General features: G+C 46.2%; 17 protein-coding genes. 5 read left to right on the top strand and 12 right to left on the bottom strand.

Annotated features, from left to right (window positions below; translation table 11 throughout):
- Positions 1-337 precede the first annotated feature (337 nt).
- Together tsaE and ACYQ28_RS01020 are read right to left on the bottom strand one after the other, a co-directional pair.
- On the bottom strand, positions 338-847 hold the full coding sequence (tsaE, locus tag ACYQ28_RS01025; RefSeq protein WP_460047437.1) for a tRNA (adenosine(37)-N6)-threonylcarbamoyltransferase complex ATPase subunit type 1 TsaE: 510 nt from the start codon (positions 845-847) through the stop codon (positions 338-340).
- Entirely contained in the window at positions 831-2375 is a 1545-nt protein-coding gene (locus ACYQ28_RS01020; RefSeq protein ID WP_460047436.1) for an NAD(P)H-hydrate dehydratase, read from the bottom strand. Before ACYQ28_RS01020 ends, tsaE begins: the two co-directional genes overlap by 17 nt.
- 105 nt (positions 2376-2480) lie before the next feature.
- Between ACYQ28_RS01020 and queG the strand changes: the two genes are divergently transcribed.
- On the top strand, positions 2481-3620 hold the full coding sequence (queG, locus tag ACYQ28_RS01015; protein ID WP_460047434.1) for a tRNA epoxyqueuosine(34) reductase QueG: 1140 nt from the start codon (positions 2481-2483) through the stop codon (positions 3618-3620).
- A gap of 61 nt (positions 3621-3681) precedes the next feature.
- Entirely contained in the window at positions 3682-4233 is a 552-nt protein-coding gene (locus ACYQ28_RS01010) for a hypothetical protein (protein WP_460047433.1), read from the top strand.
- 323 nt (positions 4234-4556) lie between these two features.
- On the opposite strand, the gene orn is transcribed toward ACYQ28_RS01010, so the two are convergent.
- Positions 4557-5105 carry an oligoribonuclease gene (gene orn, locus ACYQ28_RS01005; protein WP_460047431.1) on the bottom strand — a complete coding sequence of 183 codons (549 nt, stop codon included), beginning with the start codon at positions 5103-5105 and terminating at the stop codon, positions 4557-4559.
- Between the two features lie 165 nt (positions 5106-5270).
- On the opposite strand from orn, the gene rsgA reads away from it, so the two are divergent.
- The 3 genes from rsgA to asd all read left to right on the top strand — a co-directional run bounded on the left by rsgA (position 5271) and on the right by asd (position 8262).
- Positions 5271-6296: a small ribosomal subunit biogenesis GTPase RsgA gene (rsgA, locus tag ACYQ28_RS01000; protein WP_460047429.1), complete on the top strand. Its 1026-nt coding sequence runs from the start codon at positions 5271-5273 to the stop codon at positions 6294-6296.
- 217 nt (positions 6297-6513) lie between these two features.
- Positions 6514-7335: a sulfurtransferase gene (locus ACYQ28_RS00995; RefSeq protein WP_460047428.1), complete on the top strand. Its 822-nt coding sequence runs from the start codon at positions 6514-6516 to the stop codon at positions 7333-7335.
- Positions 7336-7413: 78 nt separating this feature from the next.
- On the top strand, positions 7414-8262 hold the full coding sequence (asd, locus tag ACYQ28_RS00990; protein ID WP_460047427.1) for an archaetidylserine decarboxylase: 849 nt from the start codon (positions 7414-7416) through the stop codon (positions 8260-8262).
- Between the two features lie 28 nt (positions 8263-8290).
- Here the strand turns inward: asd and ACYQ28_RS00985 are convergent, their stop codons facing one another.
- The 9 genes from ACYQ28_RS00985 to ACYQ28_RS00945 all read right to left on the bottom strand — a co-directional run bounded on the left by ACYQ28_RS00985 (position 8291) and on the right by ACYQ28_RS00945 (position 23408).
- On the bottom strand, positions 8291-9652 hold the full coding sequence (locus ACYQ28_RS00985) for an HD-GYP domain-containing protein (protein ID WP_460047425.1): 1362 nt from the start codon (positions 9650-9652) through the stop codon (positions 8291-8293).
- Between the two features lie 290 nt (positions 9653-9942).
- Positions 9943-11010, bottom strand: coding sequence for a uroporphyrinogen decarboxylase (gene hemE, locus ACYQ28_RS00980; protein ID WP_460047423.1), 1068 nt, complete (start codon positions 11008-11010; stop codon positions 9943-9945).
- 152 nt (positions 11011-11162) lie between these two features.
- Positions 11163-12581 (bottom strand): FAD-dependent oxidoreductase, encoded by a 1419-nt coding sequence (locus ACYQ28_RS00975; protein ID WP_460047422.1) that lies wholly within the window; start codon positions 12579-12581, stop codon positions 11163-11165.
- 45 nt (positions 12582-12626) lie between these two features.
- Complete coding sequence (gltB, locus tag ACYQ28_RS00970; RefSeq protein WP_460047421.1) at positions 12627-17075, bottom strand: glutamate synthase large subunit; 4449 nt, start codon at positions 17073-17075, stop codon at positions 12627-12629.
- Between the two features lie 282 nt (positions 17076-17357).
- A complete protein-coding gene (locus ACYQ28_RS00965; protein ID WP_460047420.1) occupies positions 17358-18905 on the bottom strand; it encodes an AAA family ATPase in 1548 nt (515 codons plus the stop codon).
- A 178-nt stretch (positions 18906-19083) separates the two neighbouring features.
- Positions 19084-20166, bottom strand: coding sequence for a 3-dehydroquinate synthase (gene aroB, locus ACYQ28_RS00960; protein WP_460047419.1), 1083 nt, complete (start codon positions 20164-20166; stop codon positions 19084-19086).
- Between the two features lie 58 nt (positions 20167-20224).
- Positions 20225-20743: a shikimate kinase AroK gene (gene aroK, locus ACYQ28_RS00955; RefSeq protein ID WP_460047418.1), complete on the bottom strand. Its 519-nt coding sequence runs from the start codon at positions 20741-20743 to the stop codon at positions 20225-20227.
- Between the two features lie 37 nt (positions 20744-20780).
- Positions 20781-22886, bottom strand: a complete 2106-nt coding sequence (locus tag ACYQ28_RS00950; RefSeq protein WP_460047417.1) for a type IV pilus secretin PilQ — start codon at positions 22884-22886, stop codon at positions 20781-20783.
- Positions 22887-22895: 9 nt separating this feature from the next.
- The gene (locus ACYQ28_RS00945; RefSeq protein WP_460047415.1) at positions 22896-23408 is read right to left on the bottom strand and encodes a pilus assembly protein PilP; all 513 of its coding nucleotides are present in this window, start codon (positions 23406-23408) and stop codon (positions 22896-22898) included.
- Between the last annotated feature and the right edge of the window lie 40 nt (positions 23409-23448).

The following is a 23448-nucleotide window of genomic DNA, read 5'->3' as shown; positions in this document are numbered from 1 at the left end:
TTCGCGCTTTTGTGTTGGGTCGTTTTAAAGTGAATCGATTCGCTTACGCAATACCAATACCGCGTGTACTTTCAATTTATTCAAATAGTTTTTGAAAAAACATTTTAAAAAACAAATGCATCACACACATTTTACAACTGTGCTAATACTCTTATTTAGTACTTTTATTTAGTACTCTTATTAGTGTGAAAGTTTTTTGTCGAATTCGCAAATTTAACGACTAAAAAATCGGCTAGATGTTGTTATTTCATCCTTTTTATCGAAGATTTTCTACCCACACCACTATTTATGTTTCGCCTACCCTTACCATAAAATCTAAATTGCGAAACAAGATACGTTATTTGCCGAGATTTAAAGCTCGCAAAAGCTCACCACCAAAATCACCGAACGATGTTAAAGACGCACAGCGAGATGGTGGCTGTGTATCTGCATTCACAGTGATCTCAATGACTAAATCTGGCTTGGGAATATAACCCTCACCTCTTGAAGGCCATTCCACCAAAAGCATGGCTCGCCCCTCGATATAATCTCGAATACCAATAAATTCCAGCTCCTCGCCATCGCTCAAGCGATACAAATCAAAGTGATACACCTTTGGGTCGAGCTGTTCGTAGGGCTCGACTAACGTATAGGTTGGACTCTTAACAGAGCCTGTATGGCCTAATGATTGGATAAAACCTCTAGAAAAAGTCGTCTTGCCAGCACCTAGATCACCTTGCAAATAGATCGTCAGGCAACGGTTTTGGCCAATCATCAATTGCTGACATATCTGCGCGACTGAGTTGGCGAAAGCTTCGGTCGCGGCCGCATCTGGCAGCTGAACCAAACATTTACACTCGGTATTCATCTGCCACTCCGTTAAACAACGCGCGCGCAGTTGCAATCACATCACCGGCCAATAAGCCCCTTGCGCCGTATTGCTGCGCTAATTGATCCGCCGCTTTTGAATGTAAGCACACCGCCAACTTCACAGCGAGTCCGGTTTCAATTCCCTGAGCAATCAACGCTGCCAGAACGCCAGTTAAAACATCGCCCATGCCACCACTGGCCATGCCCGGATTTCCGTACGGGCACAGAAATACTTCTTGCTCCGGTGACGCGATGACAGTTCCGGCACCTTTCAACACCACCCAAGCCGAATACTTTTCTGCCAAGGCGCATGCCGCCGCAACCCGATCGCTTTGAACTTCTGCGATGGTTTTATCGAGCAAACGCGCAGCTTCGCCGGGATGCGGGGTTAAGATATTGGTGCTCTGGTTGAGGCGTTTTTCCCGGTAGAGTTTTACGAAAGATTTCTTCGCTAAAAGATTAAGTGCATCCGCATCAAAAACTGCGGGTATAGAGGCTCCTAAAACCTGCTGTAGAAATTGTTGTCCCCATGCCTCTTGGCCTAAACCGGGGCCGATAGCAACCGTGGTCGCAGACTTTAAAAGCGGCTTAAGTTCATGGGTATCAGTGATGCCTCGCACCATAACCTCAGGACTTTTCACCAAAGCCGCTACCACATGAGCAGGCGCTGTTGCTAATACGGTTAATCCTGAACCCAAGCGCGCACAAGCTTCGGATGCCAGCAACGCCGCACCGCCAAAACCTTCGCTACCACCAACAATTAAGGTTTTACCGTGTTGAGTTTTGTAACTATCAACAGCTCGATCTGGTACTTGGGAGACAAGGTTTTCAATTTTTAAGCACAACGCCACCGGTGTTAAGTCAGAGTAGTATTCTTCTGGAACATTTAAGCTAAAAAACTCGCAAGCACCGGCATGTGCAGGACCAAAACCTGTGTACAAACCTAATTTTTGCCCGATAAATGTGGCTGTGGCCTGAGCTTTAACGGCGCAACCTAAAACCGCACCGGTATCTGCACATAAGCCCGAGGGAATATCCACCGCCACTACCGGTTGTGAAGTAGCGTTTATAAATGAAATGGCTGCGGCGAATTGGTCGTTCACGACACCATGAAGACCGGTACCAAGTAATGCATCCACAAGCACGTCGCCGGTGATATCTTGGTGCTCGCCAAAAGCTTCTACCACTACCGATTCTTGCAACGCGTATTGGTAAGCTAAGGCAGCATCGCCTTGCAGCTTGGCCGGATCGGTAACGGCAATAAGTCGCACCGTCATTTTCTCTTGGGCAGCCAGCGCGGCAATAACATAGCCGTCTCCGCCATTGTTGCCACCGCCACAAAACACCGTGATAGACTGAGTCTGTGGATAACGTCTTTTGATCATCTCGAAACACGCTCGACCAGCACGCTTCATAAGCACTCGGCCGGGAATTTGACCGTCGTGGATGGCGCGTCGATCAAGTTCACGGACTTGTTCAGCGCGATAAAGTCGGTTGGAAATAGCTATAGTGGCGACGTCAGACATGCTTGTTCACTTAATTCGGTAAAATCGCGCTAGTGTAGCAAACTGGCTTTTATTCCACGAAAAACTTTCTTTTTTGACCGCGTATAAATTTATTGCGACCCAATCATGACCAAAGCGCCCTGCCAATCCTCTGATTCCCAAAATCAACTTTTAAAACTAAAAGATCAGATTAACCTTTGGGTGCGAGAAGCTGGCTTTCAGCAAATGGGCGTCAGCGACATTAATTTAAGCGCCGAGAGCGAACGTTTTAAGCGCTGGCTTAAGCAAGGTTTTTACGGCGATATGCTTTGGCTCAATGAAAATCTAGAGAAACGATTAGACCCGAGCGAGCTGCTACCAGGAACGCTGCGCGTGATCTCGGTGCGCATGAACTATCTGCCTGAAAACACCGAACAGATAAAAATATTGAAAGACTCCAACGCCGCTTATGTGTCTCGCTATAGTTTGGGTCGCGACTACCACAAGCTAATTCGCAAGCGTTTAGCGAATATTGCCGACAAAATTCGCCTGTATGCGCAACAACATCAGCTGACTGAAGCCAACCAACGCGCCTTTGTCGATAGCGCTCCGGTTTTAGAGCGTCCCATTGCGCAAAAAGCGGGCCTGGGCTGGATTGGTAAGCATACGCTGGTCATCAACAAAGAAGCAGGTTCGTGGTTTTTTCTGGGTGAAATATTTACCAATCTAGAATTGCCTCTCGATACCGTCGAAGTGAAAAATCATTGCGGTGATTGCCAAGCCTGCTTAAAGGTTTGTCCCACCGACGCCTTTGTCGCACCTTACCAATTGGATGCCCGCCGTTGCATTTCGTATTTAACCATCGAAAATAAGGGCTCAATTCCCGAAGAATTTCGCCAGGCCATTGGCAATCGCGTCTACGGCTGTGATGACTGTCAGGCGATTTGTCCGTGGAATAAACTGGCTCACTACACTCGCGAGCCGGATTTTTTACCCCGCAATCAATTAGACCGGGCGAGTCTCGCGGAATTATTTTTGTGGACCGAAGAAGAATTTAACAAACGCACCGAAGGCTCTGCAATTCGTCGAATCGGTTACGAGCGTTGGCTCAGAAATTTAGCCGTTGGTCTTGGTAATGCCGAACGCAGCGAAGAGAATTTAGAGGCGTTAAAGTCTCGATTGGATTTTCCATCAGAGTTGGTACAAGAACATGTCCTTTGGGCCATTAACCAACACACACAAAATCTAAAACGCAAACGACGGGTGCCAGATCATAAATGGCGCTAATTATTGTTACTTAGCAAATGATCAAAACACCATTTTACCGATATCTTTAAGGGAATAACTCATGAAATATCTAAAACTCGCTACTGGGATATTATTGCTCTGCTGTGCGCAATTGAGCTTCGCCATGACGCCGGAGCAGCGTGTGCGCGCCTATTTTCAAGCCTATTCCAGCCAAGATTTTACGGCACTAGCCAGCCACCTACTTCCTGATGATCTGGCCTATTTTCGTGAGTTGATGGCTTTTACCGAACGTTTATCACCAGAGATTCGATCGGAGTTTTATCAAACATTGTATGGTCCGGGAATAACCGCCGAGAACATCAGTAAACTGTCTAATAGCGAATACTTCGCCTCTTTTATGAATGCGGTTTTTTCACTCGACCCGAGCCTGCAAGAAGCTTTAGATATTTCTGCACCACAATTAATTGGCGAAATTCAAGAAACCAGCGATTTAACTCACGTCTTGGTTAGGCACCAGATTGAATTCGATGGCATCAAATACGAAGAAATGGAAGTAGTGTCTTTGCGTCGCGTCGGTGATGATTGGCTAATTCTGTTAAATGGAGAATTTGAAAATATTCCCGCATCGATTAAAGAATCGTTTTTGGGATAAGCGAATGATTTACGCAGGTGTATTGATTTAAGTAAAGGAAACTCGGATTAACCTGGAGTTTCTCGCGACACAAGGATGTGTCGCCAATTTCAAGAACGGTAAGTGATTGAAATTGTGAAGAAATTGGAAATCGCATTTTCAATTTCTGTCCTCTGATTAAATCATGGATGAGTTAATCAGAGGTTCCTAGATGTATTAAGCCGTGTTCAGATTTTTAAAGATTCTATTACCGTTGCAGTACTGGCCTTTAAGTATTGGCATTGAAATATTGGCGTTACTGTAAGGTTGTTTTAAAGCTCCCTCAGCAGCGCCAAAACCAACATTTAGTCGAGCTTAATGAAATGTTCTCGATAATATTTTAGCTCTTCAATCGAATCCTTAATGTCATCTAAGGCCAAATGCGCGCCTTGCTTTTTAACACCTGCCAGCACTTCCGGCGCCCAGCGACGAGCCAACTCTTTTAACGTGCTCACATCCAAATTGCGATAGTGAAAATAGCGTTCAAGCTTAGGCATACCACGCACTAAAAACCGACGATCCTGGCAGATTGAGTTGCCGCAAATCGGTGATTTACCGGCTGGAACCCACTGCTGCAAGAATTCTATGGTTGCTTGCTCGGCTTGCTCGGCATCGACGGTGCTTTCGAGTACACGTTGTGTTAAACCCGATTGCCCGTGCTGGCGAGTGTTCCATTCATCCATGCCATCAAGTATGGCTTTATCTTGCGAAACCGCGAAAACCGGCCCCTCAGCCAAGATATTCAAATGAGCATCCGTTACAATCGTTGCGATTTCGATGATGACATCATTGTCAGGATCGAGACCTGTCATCTCTAAATCGATCCAAATGAGGTTGTTATCATTCATCGTCATTTTGTGCTCCTTAATCTAGAATGGCCTCAAACCAGTATTTTATGGTGTATTGCCTTAGTGTATCAGCAGTACCAGTTGCACGGGATTTTTGATCAGAAAAGCCCTGCATTTTGCAATTAAAAAACGCAAGTAACGCGCACGCTTGCGATGGAATATCGTCAATTTATGGCCAAACGCAGACTAAATCGCCGCCAATCATGGCGTATCGATAAAATTCAACAAGAACGTATTGATCGAGCAAATAAAAAATCCGAACAGGCCGAAAAATGGCTGAGCGACGGTGAGCTTGAGGCCGAGAAAGAAGGGCTGGTAACCGCGCATTTTGGTATGCAGGTCGAAGTGGTCGATGTGAATGATGAATTACGCCAACACCGTTTTCGCTGCCATTTTCGCGCAAATCTAGGATCACTGGTAACGGGAGATCGTGTGGTTTGGCGTTATCATCCTAAACACGGTTTAGGTGTTATTGTTGCGGTAATGCCACGCAGAAGTGAATTAAATCGCCCCGAAAGCCATGGCCGTGAAAAAACCATCGCCGCCAATATCGACCAGATTGTTGTGGTATTTGCCCCCTATCCCGAACCCTTTGCCAACCTTTTAGATCGCTACCTCGTCGCAGCCTATGCGTTAAATATTCCGGTATGCTTGGTACTGAATAAAAGTGATCGAATCGACGGTAATAATCGCGCAAAAATTACTCAACTCACAGAAACTTATAAGCACCTTGGTTATCAGGTTTTAACCGTTTCAAAAGCGACCGGTGATGGCATTGAAGAGTTAATTGCCCAACTTCAGGGACACATCAGTATTTTTGTGGGACAGTCTGGTGTTGGTAAATCATCATTGGTGAATAAACTGCTGCCAGAGGTAAATGCGCGTGTGGGTGAGCTATCTGAGGCTCGTCAAAAAGGCACTCACACCACTACAACCGCGCAGTTGTTCCATTTTCCCGGCGGTGGCGATTTAATTGACTCACCCGGAATTCGGGAATTTGGTTTATGGCACATGGAGCCCGAACAGGTGCTCGAAGGTTTTATTGAGGTAAGACCGTTTATCGGCCATTGTAAGTTCAGAGACTGTAAACATGAACACGAACCCGGCTGCGCCATATTAAAAGCCGTCGAAAACGGTGAAATTAGTTCGCAGCGTATGGACAGTTACCGGCAAATTATCGGTCCACAGAATTTGTGATAAGGTCGTAAACCGCACGTTATGATTACAAAAAACTCCGCTGATCCCTGAGTTTTTAGAGACACAGAAAGGCATTGCCGGTTTCATAGGCATTGGCGATTTCAAAAGTATTACCGATTTCAATAGCGCAACTGATGACGATTTTCGTACTCCGACGAGGTCGTCGGCGAGTTAATTAGTTGTTCTATCAGTCACTCACAATTAATAAAGGTCTGACATGAGTTCAAATTCCATTCTCCCCATGATTGTTGAGCCGAAAGAATTTCACCAATGGCAACAAGACAACGCTTCAAGCTCGGTGCTAATCATCGATTTATCCAGTGAAGGTAACTATGTAAACGGCCACGTTAATGGCGCCATTTATTTACCCTTTAAAACCTTGTTGATGCCAGTACCCCCTGCAGCGGCCAAACTGCCAACCATCGAACATCTGGAGATGGTTTTTTCTGCGCTTGGCTTAACACCAGACACTCACGTTGTTACCTACGACGATGAAGGCGGCGGCTGGGCCGGACGATTAATTTGGACACTCGATGCTATTGGTCATCATAAGTATTCCTACATCAATGGTGGTTTACACGCGTGGGTTGCCGATGGCTTACCGCTGCAAACCGACATTAACAGACCAACGCCATCGCAATATAAAATCGACGCGATTACCGATGCCCGAGCTACCGTTGAATTCATTACTGCACATTTAAACCAAGACCATTTCCAAGTGTGGGATGCAAGAAGCCCAAGAGAATTTAGCGGAGAAGACGCACGTTCGGCTCGCGCAGGCCATATGCCCGGCGCGATCAATGCAGAATGGACAGATTTGATGGATAAGGAAAATGGTCTGCGAATTCGCAGTGACGCTAAAGAATATTTAGCGAACCTTGGTATTAATGAAAACCAAACCATCGTAACCCACTGTCAAAGCCATCATCGATCGGCATTTACTTACTTGGTTGGTAAGTCGTTAGGGTTTGATATTCGCGCCTACGACGGCTCATGGTCTGAGTGGGGCAACCTAGAAAACACGCCTATTGAATCTTAAATTTCGAGGAGCGCGAACCGCGCTCCAATCATTGATTACTGCAACTATTTTAGTGGTTCGACGAGCTTACCTTAATCCATGAAAAATAAATTATTCACCGCGTTTCAATACCTAGTACCCCAGCATGCTCTTTCACGATTAGTGGGTAATCTCGCCGAAGCCGAAAACAAGGCCATTAAAAATTGGCTTATCCAGCGCTTTATCAATAGCTACGGCGTTAATATGGCGGAATCGCTTCGAAAAAAACCGGATGAATTCCGCTGTTTTAACGACTTTTTTACTCGCGAGCTTGAAGACGGCGCTCGTAAAATATCCAGTGACATCAATCATATTGTCAGCCCCGCTGATGGTGCTATTAGCCAGCTCGGCGATATTGAAAATGGCAGAATTTTCCAAGCCAAAGGTCAATCATTTACCACGGGAGAATTACTCGGCGGTGATCACGAGACTGCGGCATTATTCAGTCGAGGAAAATTCGCGACCATTTATTTGTCACCCAAAGATTATCACCGCGTACACATGCCTTTAGATGGCAAGCTGATTTCTATGAGCCACGTACCCGGTGATTTATTTTCTGTGAATCAAGCCACCGCTGAAAACGTACCGCGTTTATTTGCGCGCAACGAACGGATTTGCTGTTTATTTGAAACGCCAATTGGCCCCATGGTCATGGTGTTGGTTGGCGCAATGATTGTCGCCAGCATCGAAACGGTTTGGTCTGGACTGATTACTCCGCAGAAAAAAACCGTTCGCCATTGGAATTACAAGACACCGGAAGCCATTGAGCTGAAAAAAGGCGAAGAGATGGGACGCTTCAAACTTGGTTCGACGGTGGTGCTTTTATTACCAAAAAATGTTGAGTTTGATGATCGATACGAAGCGACCACGCCATTAAGAATGGGTGAACAGCTGGCGACATTCGAATAAAGTCGGCTCAGAAAAATAAATAAAAGGCTTATTTTTTAAAGAATGAAAATAAGCCTTTTTTGGTGGCTTCTTCAATTAGGTAGGTGTCACGAATATGCGCTACATCGATATCGAATTTACCCGGCTCTAAATCACGGGCGATTTCTACAGAATCCACATCATAAAGCTTTTTTGCCGCCTTAACTTTTTTGGGATGCTTTTCGTCTAGGGCGTCAAGATCGATAATTTCAGGCTTATCGAGCAACTCTCGACGCGCATTCATCACAATCATGACCTTGGGTTTTAATCGACGGCTAAAGTTTTGTTCGATAACAACCGCGATCTCGCCGGTATTTAGCTCAACCAATGTGCCCGTAGGATACAAACCAATCGCGCGGATAAATTCAACGACCAACTCTTGTTGGAACTCTACATCACGCATTTCATAAAGTTTAGCAACGGCCTTAGACGGCGCTAAAGGTTGATCACTAAAGCGAGGGTTGGTTGTGTTGTCGTAGAAGGTAACGATTCCGGCAATTTTGCCAAGCAATGGAATTTTATCGCCGCGCAAATGCTGCGGAAAACCACTACCATTAAGTCGTTCACAATGGGTTTTCACCACGGAAATGGTTCGTGGTTCAACATTTGGCGTTTTACGCAAAATCAAAACGCTGTATTCAACAAACTTTTCGAACTCTAACTCTTCATCCGGTGAGAGTTTAGGCTTGCTCAACAGCTCTTTTTTCAGACGTGTTTTACCCACATCTTTTAGCAAAACACCCATTGCCAGAGTGTTGAGGTCAGACATAGACAAGCCAATATGACGACCAAAGACAATTGCCCATACGGCAGAACGAACCGCGTGCGCATAGGTGTATTCGTCGGTCTCACGAACCCTAGCCAACCACGTAAACGCATCAGGATTACGAATAACGCTATCGACCATTTCGCTGGCGTAAGCTTTGGTCTCGTTAATTGGAATAGGGCCGCCGCTGCCAATTTGCGACATCACCTGAGACACTGCGCTGTATACATTTGAGTGCAGCTGTTGAACTTTACTGATTTCGGTTTTTAAAGGCGCCTGAACTTGTCCGTAGGTGCCTGGACGAATTTTAAGTGGCCCAACCTCAACCTTGACGCGCTCTGTTCGACCAGCGCGTGAAGGCTTTTTAATTGCCGTTGGCCCGCGACCATTAAGTGTCCGCAGTCGATTTTGTATGGGACCTTTGCCCTTAACGATATCGATATAAACATGGCGACAATGGGCTTTAAGCTCGCGAATTTCATCAAGGTCGCGAACGTAAAAACCTTGTAGAGGGAAGGGCGTTTGACTCCACGGGCGATCCAAGCCTGAAACGAACATACCCACAAGTAGTTCGTTCACGTCGATTTTGACTTGCTTTACGCCCAAATGATCACCTGCCAAACAAAATTAGAATAGTTCGCCATATTTATTTATGGCTGTAATCGTATTTGTATACCTGTAGATACAAATTGATGATATAGATTTTAGGCCCAATATTGGTAACAACAAACCCCAACAGTGCCAATATATAAAAGAACAACAACCTGACAACAATTGCAGCATAACAAAGCCGCCAAGCGAAAACTCATCCTTGGTTGAATTTTCGAACGCTTGGTGGCTTATGATGAGTTGTTCTTATGTATAAACTAACTAATTACTATAGGCGTAGGAGATTATCAGTTTTCGTGATATTCAGCCGATAATTCGTGCACAGCTTGGAAAAAAGCTCCAACATTTTCAGGGTCTATTTCAGGCGTAACACCATGACCCAGATTGAAGACATGGCCATTGCCCTTTCCAAATCGGGAGAGAATGTAACCAACTTCTTCGCGAATACGCTCTGGTTTCGCATTAAGAATAGCTGGGTCCATATTACCTTGCAAAGCAACACGATCTCCCACCTGCGCACGGGCATTTCCAATGTCGGTGGTCCAATCCAAACCGAGAGCTTGAACACCGGTATCAGCCATTGCATTCAGCCATTGACCGCCACCTTTGGTGAACATAATCACGGGGACTTTTCGACCATCGTGCTCGGTAATCAACTGATTTACGATTCGCTGCATTGGCGCCAAAGAGAAATCCAAATACGCTTGATGTGATAGAGCACCACCCCAAGAATCAAAAATTTGTACTGTCTGAGCACCTGCTTTGATTTGCGCGTTTAGATACAGCGCTACCGAGTCGGCCAATTTATTCAACAAACGAGTAAACGCTTCAGGCTCGTTGTACATAAAAGTCTTAGTTTTTCGGTAGTCTTTGCTGGAACCACCTTCAACAATGTAGGTTGCTAGGGTCCAAGGGCTACCGGAAAAACCTATCAATGGCACCCGACCGTTTAACTCGCGGCGAATCATACGCACCGCATCCATCACATAACCCAGATCGGCTTCTGGATTAATGACGTCTAAAGCGTCCATATCGGCAACAGAGTTAACCGACTTTTTAAATCGAGGACCTTCTCCGGTCTCAAAATACAAACCTAATCCCATTGCGTCTGGGATGGTTAGAATGTCGGAGAACAAAATAGCAGCGTCTATTGGATAACGATCCAAAGGCTGTAAGGTAACTTCGCAGGCAAGCTCTGTATTCATGCATAAGCTCATAAAGTCGCCAGCTTTTGCTCTGGTAGCACGATATTCAGGCAGATAGCGCCCCGCTTGTCTCATCATCCAAACTGGGGTTACATCTACAGACTCCCGCGCCAAGGCACGCAAGAAACGATCATTTTTTAGCTCTGACATGAGAATTTCCAAGTACTTGTTTTGCTGGCATTTTAACCGAGAATGGCAACACCTAAAAAGCAAAACAGGGCCTTAGTGGGCCCTGTTTAACGTTGATTTACACTAATTTCACATGGATATTGCAGAAATCATAAGGAAGTTATTAGAAGTCATTAAACGCCAAGGTAGTCCAGAATTCCTTCGGCGGCCTGACGTCCTTCCCAAATTGCAGTTACTACAAGATCTGAACCGCGCACCATATCACCACCGGCAAACACTTTTGGGTTTTTGGTCTGGAATTTATAGGTTTGCTCTTCGGGAGCAACCACACCACCCCAACTATTCGTTTCTATGCCAAAGTCGGCGAACCATGGTTTTGGATCTGGACGGAAACCAAACGCCACCAAGACCACATCTGCGGGTAAAATCTCTTCACTGCCAGGAACAGGTTCGGCGCGACGACGACCTTTTTCATCAGGCTCACCCATTTGAGTGGTTACAACCTTAACACCTTCGACTTTACCATCACCAACAATGGCGATTGGTTGACGGTTAAACAAGAACTTCACACCCTCTTCGCGGGCATTTGAAACTTCTCGTTTCGATCCGGGCATGTTCGCCTCATCGCGTCGATAAGCACAGGTTACGGTTTTTGCACCTTGGCGAATGGACGTACGGTTACAGTCCATAGCGGTGTCACCACCACCCAGAACCACGACCTTCTTACCGCTAACATCCACAAACTCTTCTGGATTTTTCTCGAAACCCAAATTGCGATTAACATTAGCAACTAAGAAAGGAAGCGCATCATAGACGCCTGGCAGATCTTCACCATCAAAGCCGCCTTTCATGTAATCGTAGGTACCCATGCCCATAAACACGGCATCGAATTGCTCTAGCAATTCGGCCATGGTGATATCGGTACCAACGTCAGTGTTCAAACGGAATTCAACACCCATTTCAGTAAACACTTCGCGACGACGAGAAAGCACACTCTTCTCTAGTTTAAACTCTGGAATACCAAAGGTGAGCAAACCACCGATTTCAGGGTAGCGATCGAAAACAACCGGTTTTACACCGTTGCGCACCAGTACGTCTGCACAACCCAAACCAGCAGGACCAGCACCAATAACGGCAACTTTTTTGTCAGTCCAAACGACTTTAGACATGTCTGGGCGCCAACCCATAGCTAGCGCGGTATCGGTAATGTATTTCTCGGCATTACCAATAGTGACTGCACCAAAACCATCATTAAGTGTACAAGCACCTTCACACAAACGATCTTGTGGACAAACTCGACCACAGACCTCTGGTAAAGAGTTTGTCTGATGGCTCAAATCAGCAGCTTCAAACAAGTTACCTTCTGAAATTAACTTCAGCCAGTTAGGAATGAAGTTATGTACCGGACATTTCCATTCGCAGTATGGGTTTCCGCACGCCAAGCAGCGGTGAGATTGATTTTCCACCTGCGGCTTGTTAAAGGGTTCATAAATTTCCACGAACTTACGCTTGCGAGTAAACAAGCTTTTCTTTTGTGGGTCCTGTCGGGCTACATCGATAAACTGAAAATTGTTATCTAAACGCTCTGCCATGGCTAAAACCTCTAAATCGTTTCTACTCAAATTCTGTTAGTTAAATTACTCACCGCGTTTTTTAACGCTGTTGAGTAGTCCCGCAAGGTTTGCGGCCTTAGGTTTAACCAGCCAGAATTTGCCCAAGTAGTCTTCGAAGTTTTCAAGCAACTCATGACCCCAAGGACTGCCCGTTTCTCTCACAAATTCTTCGATCACTCCGCGCAGATGGTTGCGATGACCTTCCGTTGCTTCGCGGTGAATTCGTTGAATTTCAATTAATTCGTGGTTGTACTTATCAACAAAAGTATTGCTTTGATCAAGTACATACGCAAAGCCACCGGTCATGCCAGCGCCGAAGTTAACTCCGGTTTCGCCAAGCACGGTAACAATACCGCCGGTCATGTATTCACAACAGTGGTCACCCGCACCCTCAACAACCACATGCGCACCCGAGTTGCGCACTGCGCAACGCTCACCGGCACGACCAGAAGCAAATAATTTACCGCCGGTTGCACCGTATAAACAGGTGTTACCCATGATGCTGGTGGTGTGACTATCAAACTCAGAACCAACAGGTGGACGCAAGACAATCTTACCGCCCGCCATGCCTTTACCGACGTAATCGTTAGCATCACCTTCTAGGTAAAGCTCTAAACCGCCGGCGTTCCAAACACCAAAGCTCTGGCCGGCAATACCTTTAAGGTTTAGCCTGATCGGCGCATCTTTCATGCCTTGGTTGCCATAACGTTTGGCAATTTCGCCGCTAACGCGGGCACCAATAGAACGATCACAGTTGGTGATTTCAAACTCAAACTCACCACCGGTTTTCGCCTCAATAGCCGGCAGAACAGCGGCAACGATCGCTTCGGCTTTTAGGCCGGGATCGAAGGGAGTATTGCGCTCAACTTGGCAGGTTTGCGGTTTGGTATCTAATAAATCGTCTGTGTATAAAATTGGAGACAAATCCAGGCGAGCTTGTTTCTGTGTTTGTCCGTCAATTGCTTCGAGTAAATCCACCCGGCCGATGATTTGCTGCAAACTGGTAAAGCCTAGTTTAGCCAACCACTCACGCACCTCTTGTGCCACAAACGTAAAGAAGTTCATGGCCATTTGCACGGTGCCTTGATAGTGATTTTCACGCAGATCATCACGCTGAGTAGCAACACCTGTTGCGCAGTTGTTGAGGTGGCAAATACGTAAGTACTTACACCCAAGCGCAACCATCGGCGCTGTACCAAAACCGAAGCTTTCGGCACCCAAAATCGCCGCCTTGATAACATCCAAACCGGTCTTCAAGCCGCCGTCGGTTTGCACTCGAACCTTACCGCGCAAATCGTTAGCTCGCAGTGTTTGGTGAGTCTCAGAAAGACCAAGCTCCCAAGGCGAACCGGCGTAACGAATAGAGGTTAGAGGACTCGCTGCCGTACCACCGTCGTAACCTGAAATAGTGATCAAGTCAGCGTAGGCTTTTGCCACACCGGCTGCGATAGTTCCAACTCCCGGACGAGAAACCAGTTTTACCGACACCAAGGCGGCCGGGTTTACTTGTTTCAAATCGTAAATCAGCTGCGCCAAGTCTTCGATTGAGTAAATATCGTGATGCGGCGGAGGCGAAATAAGGGTTACACCCGGCACTGAATAACGCAAACGAGCAATTAGTGCGTTCACCTTTCCGCCTGGAAGCTGACCACCTTCACCGGGCTTAGCACCTTGCGCCACTTTAATTTGCATAACTTCGGCGTTGACCAAGTAATGCGGTGTCACGCCAAAGCGACCCGATGCGACCTGCTTAATTTTTGAGTTTTTAATGGTGCCGTATCGAGCAGGATCTTCACCACCTTCACCCGAGTTTGAACGACCACCGAGAGTGTTCATGGCCTCAGCAAGTGCTTCATGAGCCTCAGGCGATAACGCACCCAGTGACATAGCTGCGGAGTCAAAACGGCGCACAATTTCAGAAACTGGCTCAACTTCATCCAACTCAACGGGCTTAAGGTCGGGCTTAATTCTTAAGAGATCGCGAAGCGTCGCAGGCGGACGTTCATTGACCAGAGTCGCAACATCACGCCATGCAGAGTAATCGCCACTCTTAACGGCACGATGCATAGCCTGAACCACATCTGGGTTATAGGCGTGGTATTCCTGACCGTGCATAAATTTGAGCAAGCCGCCCGGAGCGATTGGTTTACGCGTTACCCAAGCACTTGCCGCCAAGATACGTTGATCGTCTTCTAGATCTTCGAAGCGTGCGCCTTTAATACGACTTGGGGTATCCGGGAAGCACAAGTTAACAACTTCTTCGTCCAATCCGATGATTTCAAAAAGCTGTGCTCCTCGATAAGAAGCGACTGTAGAAATCCCCATTTTAGAAAGGATTTTTAACAGGCCTTTGTTAATGCCGCGTCGGTAGTTTTTGTAAGCTGTGTCGGTATCAACAAACAGTTCACCAGTGCGAATAAGGTCGTTTAGTACGTAGTAGCTCAGGTACGGATAAACCGCAGTTGCACCGTAACCAATGAGCGCAGCAACCTGATGCGGATCACGAGCAGTTGCAGTTTGCACAATGATATTGGCATCGCAACGCAAACCCGTTTGCGTTAGATGGTGATGCACAGCACCGGTTGCCAACAGTGCGTGAATTGGCAATTGACCTTGTTCGATATCTTGGTCCGAAAGCACAATCAAAACCGTTCCGCGAGAGACCACTTCCTCTACATTTTTGCAAAGGGTCTCAATGGCGGCTTTAAGATTGGTTTTGTTGGGATCGTAAGCCAAATTGAATTGACCCACTTCGTAACCCGGACGATTTAAGTCCAAAAGCGCGCGAAATTTCACCGGAGACAATACCGGAGAGGTCAAAATGACTCGGTCGGCGTGATCTGGAGATTGATCAAAGATGTTCATCTCGCGACCAACGCAGGTCTCAAGAGACATAACAATCGCTTCGCGCAGCGGATCGATTGGCGGGTTGGTTACCTGAGCAAACTGTTGACGCAAGTAATCGTATGGCGTGCGCTGTTGTTTTGAGAGCACGGCCATAGGCGTATCGTCACCCATAGAACCAACGGCTTCCTGTCCAGACTCAGCTAACGGGCGCAACACCTGATCACGCTCTTCGTTGCTGACTTGGAATAGTTTCATTGCCGCTTTTAGCTCATCCGCATTGAGTTCTTTTTCAGCCAAGTCGGCATTCAAAGTGGACTCCAAGCGCATGGCGCGAGTCTTTAACCAATGTTTGTACGGATGAGTCTTTTTGAGCTGATCATCAACGTCTTCGGTATGGAAGAGTTGACCAGTTTGAGTATCAACGGAAAGAATTTGGCCCGGCCCTAAACGGCCTTTGGCAACCACATCTTGTGGTTTATAACCGTGCGTTCCCACCTCGGATGCGACGGTGATATGGCCATCTTTAGTGATAACCCAACGCGATGGACGCAAACCGTTGCGGTCAAGCGTACAAACCGCATAGCGACCATCGGTGATTACCAAACCTGCTGGGCCATCCCAAGGCTCGATATGCATGGAGTTATATTCGTAGAAGGCCCGTAAGTTTGGGTCCATGGTTTCTACGTTTTCCCACGCAGGTGGAACCAGCATACGAATTGCACGATGCAACTCCATACCACCGGTAACCATTACTTCAAGCATGTTATCTAAGCTGGATGAATCTGAGCCTTCGCGGTTAACCAGTGGGCTGATTTCATCTAAGTTTGGTAAAAATGGGCTAACGAACTTCGGCGTACGCGCGACGGCCCAGTTTCTGTTACCCATAACGGTATTGATTTCACCGTTGTGGGCGATCATACGAAACGGCTGTGCTAACGGCCAGCGAGGTAAAGTATTGGTAGAAAAGCGTTGGTGGAAAACACAAATCGCTGTTTCTAAACGTGAATCCGCCAAGTCTAAATAGAACTTGTCCAAATCCACCGGCATCATCAAACCTTTGTAGGAGATGACATTAGTGGCAAGACTGGCAATATAAAATGATGGATCTTTCGCTAGACGCGTCTCAATTTTACGACGGGCTACAAATAGCTTTGAAGTGAACTCTTGATCGTTCAAACCATGACTGTTCACAAACAAATGCTTGAATAGCGGAAGCGATTCTAGAGCAATTGGCCCCAGACAAGCAGGATCTGTAGGCACATCTCGCCAACAGATTTCGGTTAAATCGACGCGCGCCAATTCTTCTTTTGCGACTTGCATAGCCGTTTGGGCGAGAGTTTCATGCGTGCTCAGCATGAATGCACCAACGCCATAGAGTTCAGATAACTCGAATTGGCAGTCGGTTTTCGCTACTTCGCGAAGAAATCCGTCGGGCTTTTGTAGAAGCAATCCGCAGCCGTCACCGGTTTTACCGTCGGCCGCGATGCCGCCACGGTGGGTCATACAGGTCAATGACTCAATGGCGGTTTGCAATAATCGGTGGCTTGCTTGCCCTTTTAAATGGGCTATAAGTCCAAATCCACAGTTGTCTTTGAACTCATTTAGGTTATAGAGGCCATTGCTCATAGGCGGTCTCTCACATTTGCAGTTGGAAGTTACGCTAAAGCCGGAAAACCGGTTTACTTTAGCTTTTAACTAACGTCACTCTTGACTGGGCTTTCAGCGACCCCGTATGGATGCTGTTAGATCAGGTTATTAACCGTCGCCCAAGACTAAAAAGCCCCTAGGGTAGGGGCTTGTCTTAGAATGGGCGGCAGATGTTACCTTCTGAATATGACTCTGACAATCTTGACAGATCAAAAATCACGCCATATGAAATGAATTTATTTAAACGTCGCCCATCTTGCGTTAATTTCCGCGAAAATTCGCTTTAATCTCACTAATACTTCTTGGCCAGGCACCATTTTTTTGCTGATTTTCAGGTAAAGAGGCGATTGAATCTCGCGCTTGTTGACGATTTTCATAGTCACCCTGCAATAAAACGAACCAATCTTGCCCATTTCGCTTCAAAGTGACTAACTCAATTGAGTCACGGTTTCTTTGGCTTTTCAAAAAAGTTTCCAGAGATTCCTTTCCTTGAGCAGCCATGATTTGCAATACATAATGATTATCAGGTCTGGATAAAACTGGAATTGAGCCCGTCAACTTTTGAGAAACAGGTGTTTTAAGGGCTGGCTGAGTTTGAATTTTACCCACTGTACCATTATTGCTGGAATTAGTAATTGTAGATTTAGCAACTACCGACTCAGCAACTGAATCCGACACAATTAATCGATCATCTCCAGACTCACCTGCATCGGCTTCGCCTCTGGGCTGATCGACAACAACTTCAGCTACTGCGTTATTTTGTAAAAGCTCCCCACGATCGACAACCTCTTCGCGAAGCTCTTGAGCTGAAACCGTAGAATTAGATAGATCACGCTCAACGTCGTTCAACTCAGAACCCGAAGGAGAGTTATCAGTGGCTGAAGGAGTTTCAAGAACAGCAGTTTTGGGCTGGCTGGAATCTAAAACCACAATAGCTGGAGGTTTCGATTGCTCGACAGGACTGGAACCCGAACCTAAACGATCCCCAATTAAAAACACCCCAACGCCGACCGCCAGTAAGCTTACGATGGCAATCATATGCACTGGCGATAAACCCAACCTAGGCTGAGCCCGGGCAGTATCCAAAATGGGCTCGGCAAAAGGATCGTCAATTTGATTCAACTCATCCAGCACTCGACTAAATTCGCCTCGACCACCATCAACAATTGCCTTTGTGCTAGCACGATTAATATCAAGGTCTAAGGCAGACACCGCGAATTGGTGCCAATCATCCAGAGTCGGTAGAGCCAACTCTAAATCGTAGATCATCGCCTCTAAACCTCCGAGTCGATCGAGCCTTGCAACTAACTCTCGATTACCCGCCATGACTATTTTCAGTGGCGCCGACTCAAAGCCTGCCGACAGTAGGCTCAATAACATCGACAACACTTCGTCAGTCAGCCAGTTCGCGTCATCGATCAACACCACGGGCGCCGTTAACGAATCCTGAGTTAAACAAACTCGGATTCGAGCAAGCAGTGCACCAATACTCATATCTTGATTATCGGGCAATTGATCAACGAATAAACTCAGGATTTGCGACAGTAATTCAGCCGGGGACTCTAGTGATCTGGATTTAACGAGTGCTAGCTGTGTAGAGCCCTTGAGTTCATCAACAAGCTTATCTAGAAAAAAGCTCTTGCCCTGATCGTGATTAGCAACCACGACCAACAGTTGATCACCGTAGCGACACATGTGAGCAGCTCGTTGCAGCTGAGGCTGGCGAGCTACTGCGATAAACGATGAGACTGAATTTAAAGAAGTTGTCCCTTCTATATCAGCCTCATGATCCAATAGAGCTTCTGACAAATTACCCTCGAATATCATTCGTTAATTTATGCAAGAACACCCAAGAGGAGTTCGCACTCTCGATTGGTTATGCTCAATGCCGCCTTAGAGCAATCGGCATCGATGGCTACCGGTGTTATGTCGAACTAATACTGACCGACTAACCGAACTATTCATGTCAGGCAGATCGTAAATTCAATCAATCTGTAGATCGAGTTGCATTCAATGTCTCCGCCAAAATCTTGGGATCAACATCACTGGTAACAAACGCCTCACCCAGTGATTTCAATAACACCAGACGCAACCGACCATCGAGCACTTTTTTATCCACCGACATTAAGTCAATATACTGCTCATTGGTCATGCAAGCGGGGCCTTGTATTGGCAACTTGGCGCGCTCTAATAAACTTTTCGTTCTAGAAACAACGGACTCATCTATCAAGCCCATGCGAGCTGATAAATCAACCGCCATCATCATGCCAGCACCAACCGCCTCACCATGCAACCAGGTTCCATAACCCATTGCTGTTTCGATGGCATGACCAAAGGTATGCCCAAGGTTTAAATAAGCTCGTACCCCAGATTCTTTTTCATCTTGAGCAACGATTTGAGCTTTATTTTCACACGAACGCTTGATGGCGTAGGTTAGCGCTTCCCGGTCACATTCCAACAGTTTTTCAACATGCTCTTCTAACCATTCAAAGAATTCCGCATCGCCCAACAAGCCGTATTTAATAATTTCAGCAATACCTGCGGATAACTCTCTTTGCGGCAAGGTTTTGAGCACATCAGTATCAGCCAGCACACATTTGGGCTGATAAAACGCACCTATCATATTCTTGCCAAGTTTATGATTCACACCCGTCTTGCCACCCACACTGGAGTCAACTTGGGACAAGAGCGTGGTCGGAACTTGGATAAAATTTACGCCTCGTTGATAGCAAGCCGCGGCAAATCCGCTCATGTCCCCAGTTACACCGCCACCCAAGGCTATCAAGGTCGTTTTGCGATTATGGTGATGCGCCAAGAGTTGATCAAATATTGTATTTAGGGTATCAAGATCTTTATGAGACTCGCCATCCGGCAGAATGACTTTGAGTATCGAATAATCAGACAAAGACTCACAAAACGCCTCTAGATACAAAGGCGCAACAACCGTATTTGTTACGATGCAGATCTGATTTGAGGTGAGATAAGGTTTTATTAGCTCAGAATTGGTCAATACAGAGCCAATAAATATAGGATAGGCACGATCACCAAGATCTACGTGTAGTGTTTCCATTGTGTACTTCCGCTCGCATAACATCGACCGAAAAATCTAACACATACCGCTTGAGCAATCATTGCTTAATTAGCGAGAAGATCTTCTCCGCTACCGCTTTCGGCGTTTTATTATCCGTTGATACTTGATAGTGGGAAACCGATTCGTACAAAGGCGCTCGCTCGGCAATCAAACCTTCGATCTTAGCCTTGGGGTTTTCAACTTGCAGTAACGGTCGTTTTTTATCTTTACGGGTACGCTTGTAAAGCTGCTCAACCGATGCCGTTAAATAAACAACAACGGAGTTGTTGTTGAGAAGCTCTCGATTTTCTTCGCGAGTTACTATTCCGCCACCGGTCGCCAAAACCAAATTGCGAACTTGCAAAAGATCTTGAAGAACAGAAGTTTCTCTAGCGCGAAAACCCTCTTCACCCTCAACATCAAAAATCCAAGGGATATCTGCGCCGGTGCGCTCCTCAACGACATGATCTGTGTCTTTGAATTCGCGCTGGGTCAATTGTGCCAGCATGCGACCGATGGTTGATTTACCAACTCCCATCGGCCCTACCAACACAATGTTCTTATCTTCTTCTAGCAAATGACGTTCGCCTAAAATTGATCGATTTTAGGAAATATTAACGTCTTACAGGGTCTTCCAACAAGCGAGGCGTGATAAAGATCAACAATTCACTTTTATCGATATCTTTGGTGGTACGCTTAAATAAGTTACCAACAATTGGAAGATCACCTAAGAACGGAACCTTAAGCTCAGCAACGTTCTCCGTAGATTGGAAGATACCGCCCAGCACAATGGTCTCGCCATTTTTAACCAAAACCTGAGTTTGAACTTCAGTAACGTCAATGGTTGGAGCACTGTTCGCACCGAAAGCAACAACCTCACCAATGGCATCTTGGTTAACAACTAAGTTAAGAATGATGTGATCATCTGGCGTAATTTGCGGTGTAACTTCGAGACTCAATACAGCATCACGGTACTGGGTGGTGGTAGCACCACTAGCCGAAGCTTGCTGGAAAGGCACTTCAGAACCAGAGCGAATAGACGCTGGTTGTTGATCACCGGTTACTACTTTAGGTTGTGAAATCACCTCACCGTAACCTTCAGACTCCAACGCACTTAATTCAAGCTCAACCAAGAAATTGTCGCGGACATAGCCGAACGCGATATCGCTGGTTGCGGATGTGGCGCCCAAATCTACCGAACCAAAATCACCACCCAAAACACCATTGTTTAGGTCAAGATCATTGTTAACGTTACCGCCAACGAAGAAGCTATCGTTATCGCCATTATCGATATAGCCCGCAGACCACTCAACACCTAAATCACGAACAAAGTCGGTGCTAGCGGTAACAATACGCGCCTCGATTAAAACTTGGCGAATCGGTATATCAATTTGAGTGACTAGACGCTTAAAGTCTTCAATCTTATCTTCTGTGTCCGTCAAAATAATTGAGTTGGTGCGCTCGTCTACGATTACGCTACCACGCTCAGAAAGAATACTCTGAGTGCTGTTTTCACCTTCGCCTTCACTGTCGAAAAGATTAAACAGTTGCGCGGCATCAGCATAAAGAATACGAATGTGCTCGGTTCGTAAGGGTGCGAGCTCCGCAAGCTGCTTGCGTGTTTCAAGTTCTTGACGTTCTCTGCTGGCGATCTCTGCAGCCGGAGCAACTAACAACACGTTACCTACCTGACGCTTATCAAGACCTTTAGCCTTTAATACGATATCCAGCGCCTGATCCCATGGCACATTCTCTAAACGCAAGGTAATACGACCTTCAACCGTATCACTGGCCACTAGGTTCAAATCAGTGAAATCAGCAATTAACTGAAGAACGGCACGTACTTCGATGTCTTGGAAGTTTAATGAAAGCTTTTCACCCACAAACTGGAACCGCGTACGGCGATCTTCAGCTTCGCTTTCAGTAAGTGGTTTTACACTAACGATGTACTCTTTATCGGTTTGATACGCCAAGTACTCGTACTCGCCAACAGGATCGATCTTAACCGTGGTCACACCAGACTGACTGTCTGCGTCGATAAAACTCACCGGCGTTGCAAAATCAGTAACATCCAAACGACGGCGGAATTCCTGCGGCAAAGTCACATTAACCAAGTTAATTTCAATACCGGAAGCCGTTTCTTCAACATCAACATTTACAGTAGGTTGTGACAAACGAATAATTACTCGACCTTCTCCCGCTTCAGTTCTGCGAAAATCTACATCGGTAATCGAAACACGATCTTTGGAAATAATACTAGGCGCCTTTTGGCTTACCGCGCTATCCAAAACATCATCTTTTGGCACAGTCACCTTGGCAACTTGATCACCGCCTTCACCAACAACTACGAAAAACTTATTACCGTCTTGGCGAGTTGTGTAAGTGGAGGCGTCACTCAAATTTAGAATTAGACGTGTTCTATTTTGTGCAGACAAAATAATGGCGCTGTCAGCACCACCAAAGGAAAGTGGGTACCGTTTTTTGTCAAGACTGCTCTCTACATCCGGAAAATCCAAAACGATTCGAGCGGGCTCTTCGATAATGTAACCAACCGGCTCTGAAGGAGGTTCAGAAAACTCCATGCTGACTTCAAACTTCTCTCCAGGTAATGAAGAGAATTTAATGTCATTAAGCGTCGCTTGACCGAATGCAAAACTGGTGGTGGTCAGAACCCAGGCTACGATCCCAGCTTTAAAAACCTGGCGATTATTTTTAAACATAATTATTTCCTACTCTGAAACCTTCAGTTCTAGGGTATCTGGACGCTCCACCCAACCACTGTTGCCGTCGGAGACTATCTCTAAAATAGTAAGGTGAACCTTGTTGGCCTCTACAATTCGACCGTGATTCAATCCTACATAATTGCCTACTGTAACGCGGTGAATACCGCCGTTATCATCATCAATCAATGCCCACAAAACGCCGTTCTGTTCCAGCGAACCAACCATCTGTAAAGAACTTAGTGGGAAAGATTCTAAGAATTCTTTTGTTCTGTTTTCATCGGGAGCCACATCAGACGAACCACTTCCGAATGCGAAATTTTCTAGAACTCGCGCGGGCTTCTGAAATGGGCTCCGCAGTGTTGCCGCAGAATACGTGTAGGTTCCATAAGGACTAAAGCTCGGTAACGGCTCTACAGCGCCCGCCGGACGCCTTTTGGTTTCAGCAATATACTGTGCTAAGTCGCCATTATTAGAACCACCGCACGCAGACAGTAAAATCGATAAAGAAAGCACTGTCATTAACGACGAGCTTCTCTTGATTGATTTGGGCGACTTTAAA

This window comes from Sessilibacter sp. MAH1 (assembly GCF_054658315.1).
This window is presented reverse-complemented; position numbering and strand designations above follow the sequence as displayed.

Coding starts and splice junctions, on each gene's coding strand:
- tsaE (WP_460047437.1), bottom strand. CDS start 847: ATGAATACCGAGTGTAAATGTTTGGTTCAGCTGCCAGATGCGGCCGCG.
- ACYQ28_RS01020 (WP_460047436.1), bottom strand. CDS start 2,375: ATGTCTGACGTCGCCACTATAGCTATTTCCAACCGACTTTATCGCGCT.
- queG (WP_460047434.1), top strand. CDS start 2,481: ATGACCAAAGCGCCCTGCCAATCCTCTGATTCCCAAAATCAACTTTTA.
- ACYQ28_RS01010 (WP_460047433.1), top strand. CDS start 3,682: ATGAAATATCTAAAACTCGCTACTGGGATATTATTGCTCTGCTGTGCG.
- orn (WP_460047431.1), bottom strand. CDS start 5,105: ATGACGATGAATGATAACAACCTCATTTGGATCGATTTAGAGATGACA.
- rsgA (WP_460047429.1), top strand. CDS start 5,271: ATGGCCAAACGCAGACTAAATCGCCGCCAATCATGGCGTATCGATAAA.
- ACYQ28_RS00995 (WP_460047428.1), top strand. CDS start 6,514: ATGAGTTCAAATTCCATTCTCCCCATGATTGTTGAGCCGAAAGAATTT.
- asd (WP_460047427.1), top strand. CDS start 7,414: ATGAAAAATAAATTATTCACCGCGTTTCAATACCTAGTACCCCAGCAT.
- hemE (WP_460047423.1), bottom strand. CDS start 11,010: ATGTCAGAGCTAAAAAATGATCGTTTCTTGCGTGCCTTGGCGCGGGAG.
- ACYQ28_RS00975 (WP_460047422.1), bottom strand. CDS start 12,581: ATGGCAGAGCGTTTAGATAACAATTTTCAGTTTATCGATGTAGCCCGA.
- gltB (WP_460047421.1), bottom strand. CDS start 17,075: ATGAGCAATGGCCTCTATAACCTAAATGAGTTCAAAGACAACTGTGGA.
- aroB (WP_460047419.1), bottom strand. CDS start 20,166: ATGGAAACACTACACGTAGATCTTGGTGATCGTGCCTATCCTATATTT.
- ACYQ28_RS00950 (WP_460047417.1), bottom strand. CDS start 22,886: ATGTTTAAAAATAATCGCCAGGTTTTTAAAGCTGGGATCGTAGCCTGG.
- ACYQ28_RS00945 (WP_460047415.1), bottom strand. CDS start 23,408: ATGACAGTGCTTTCTTTATCGATTTTACTGTCTGCGTGCGGTGGTTCT.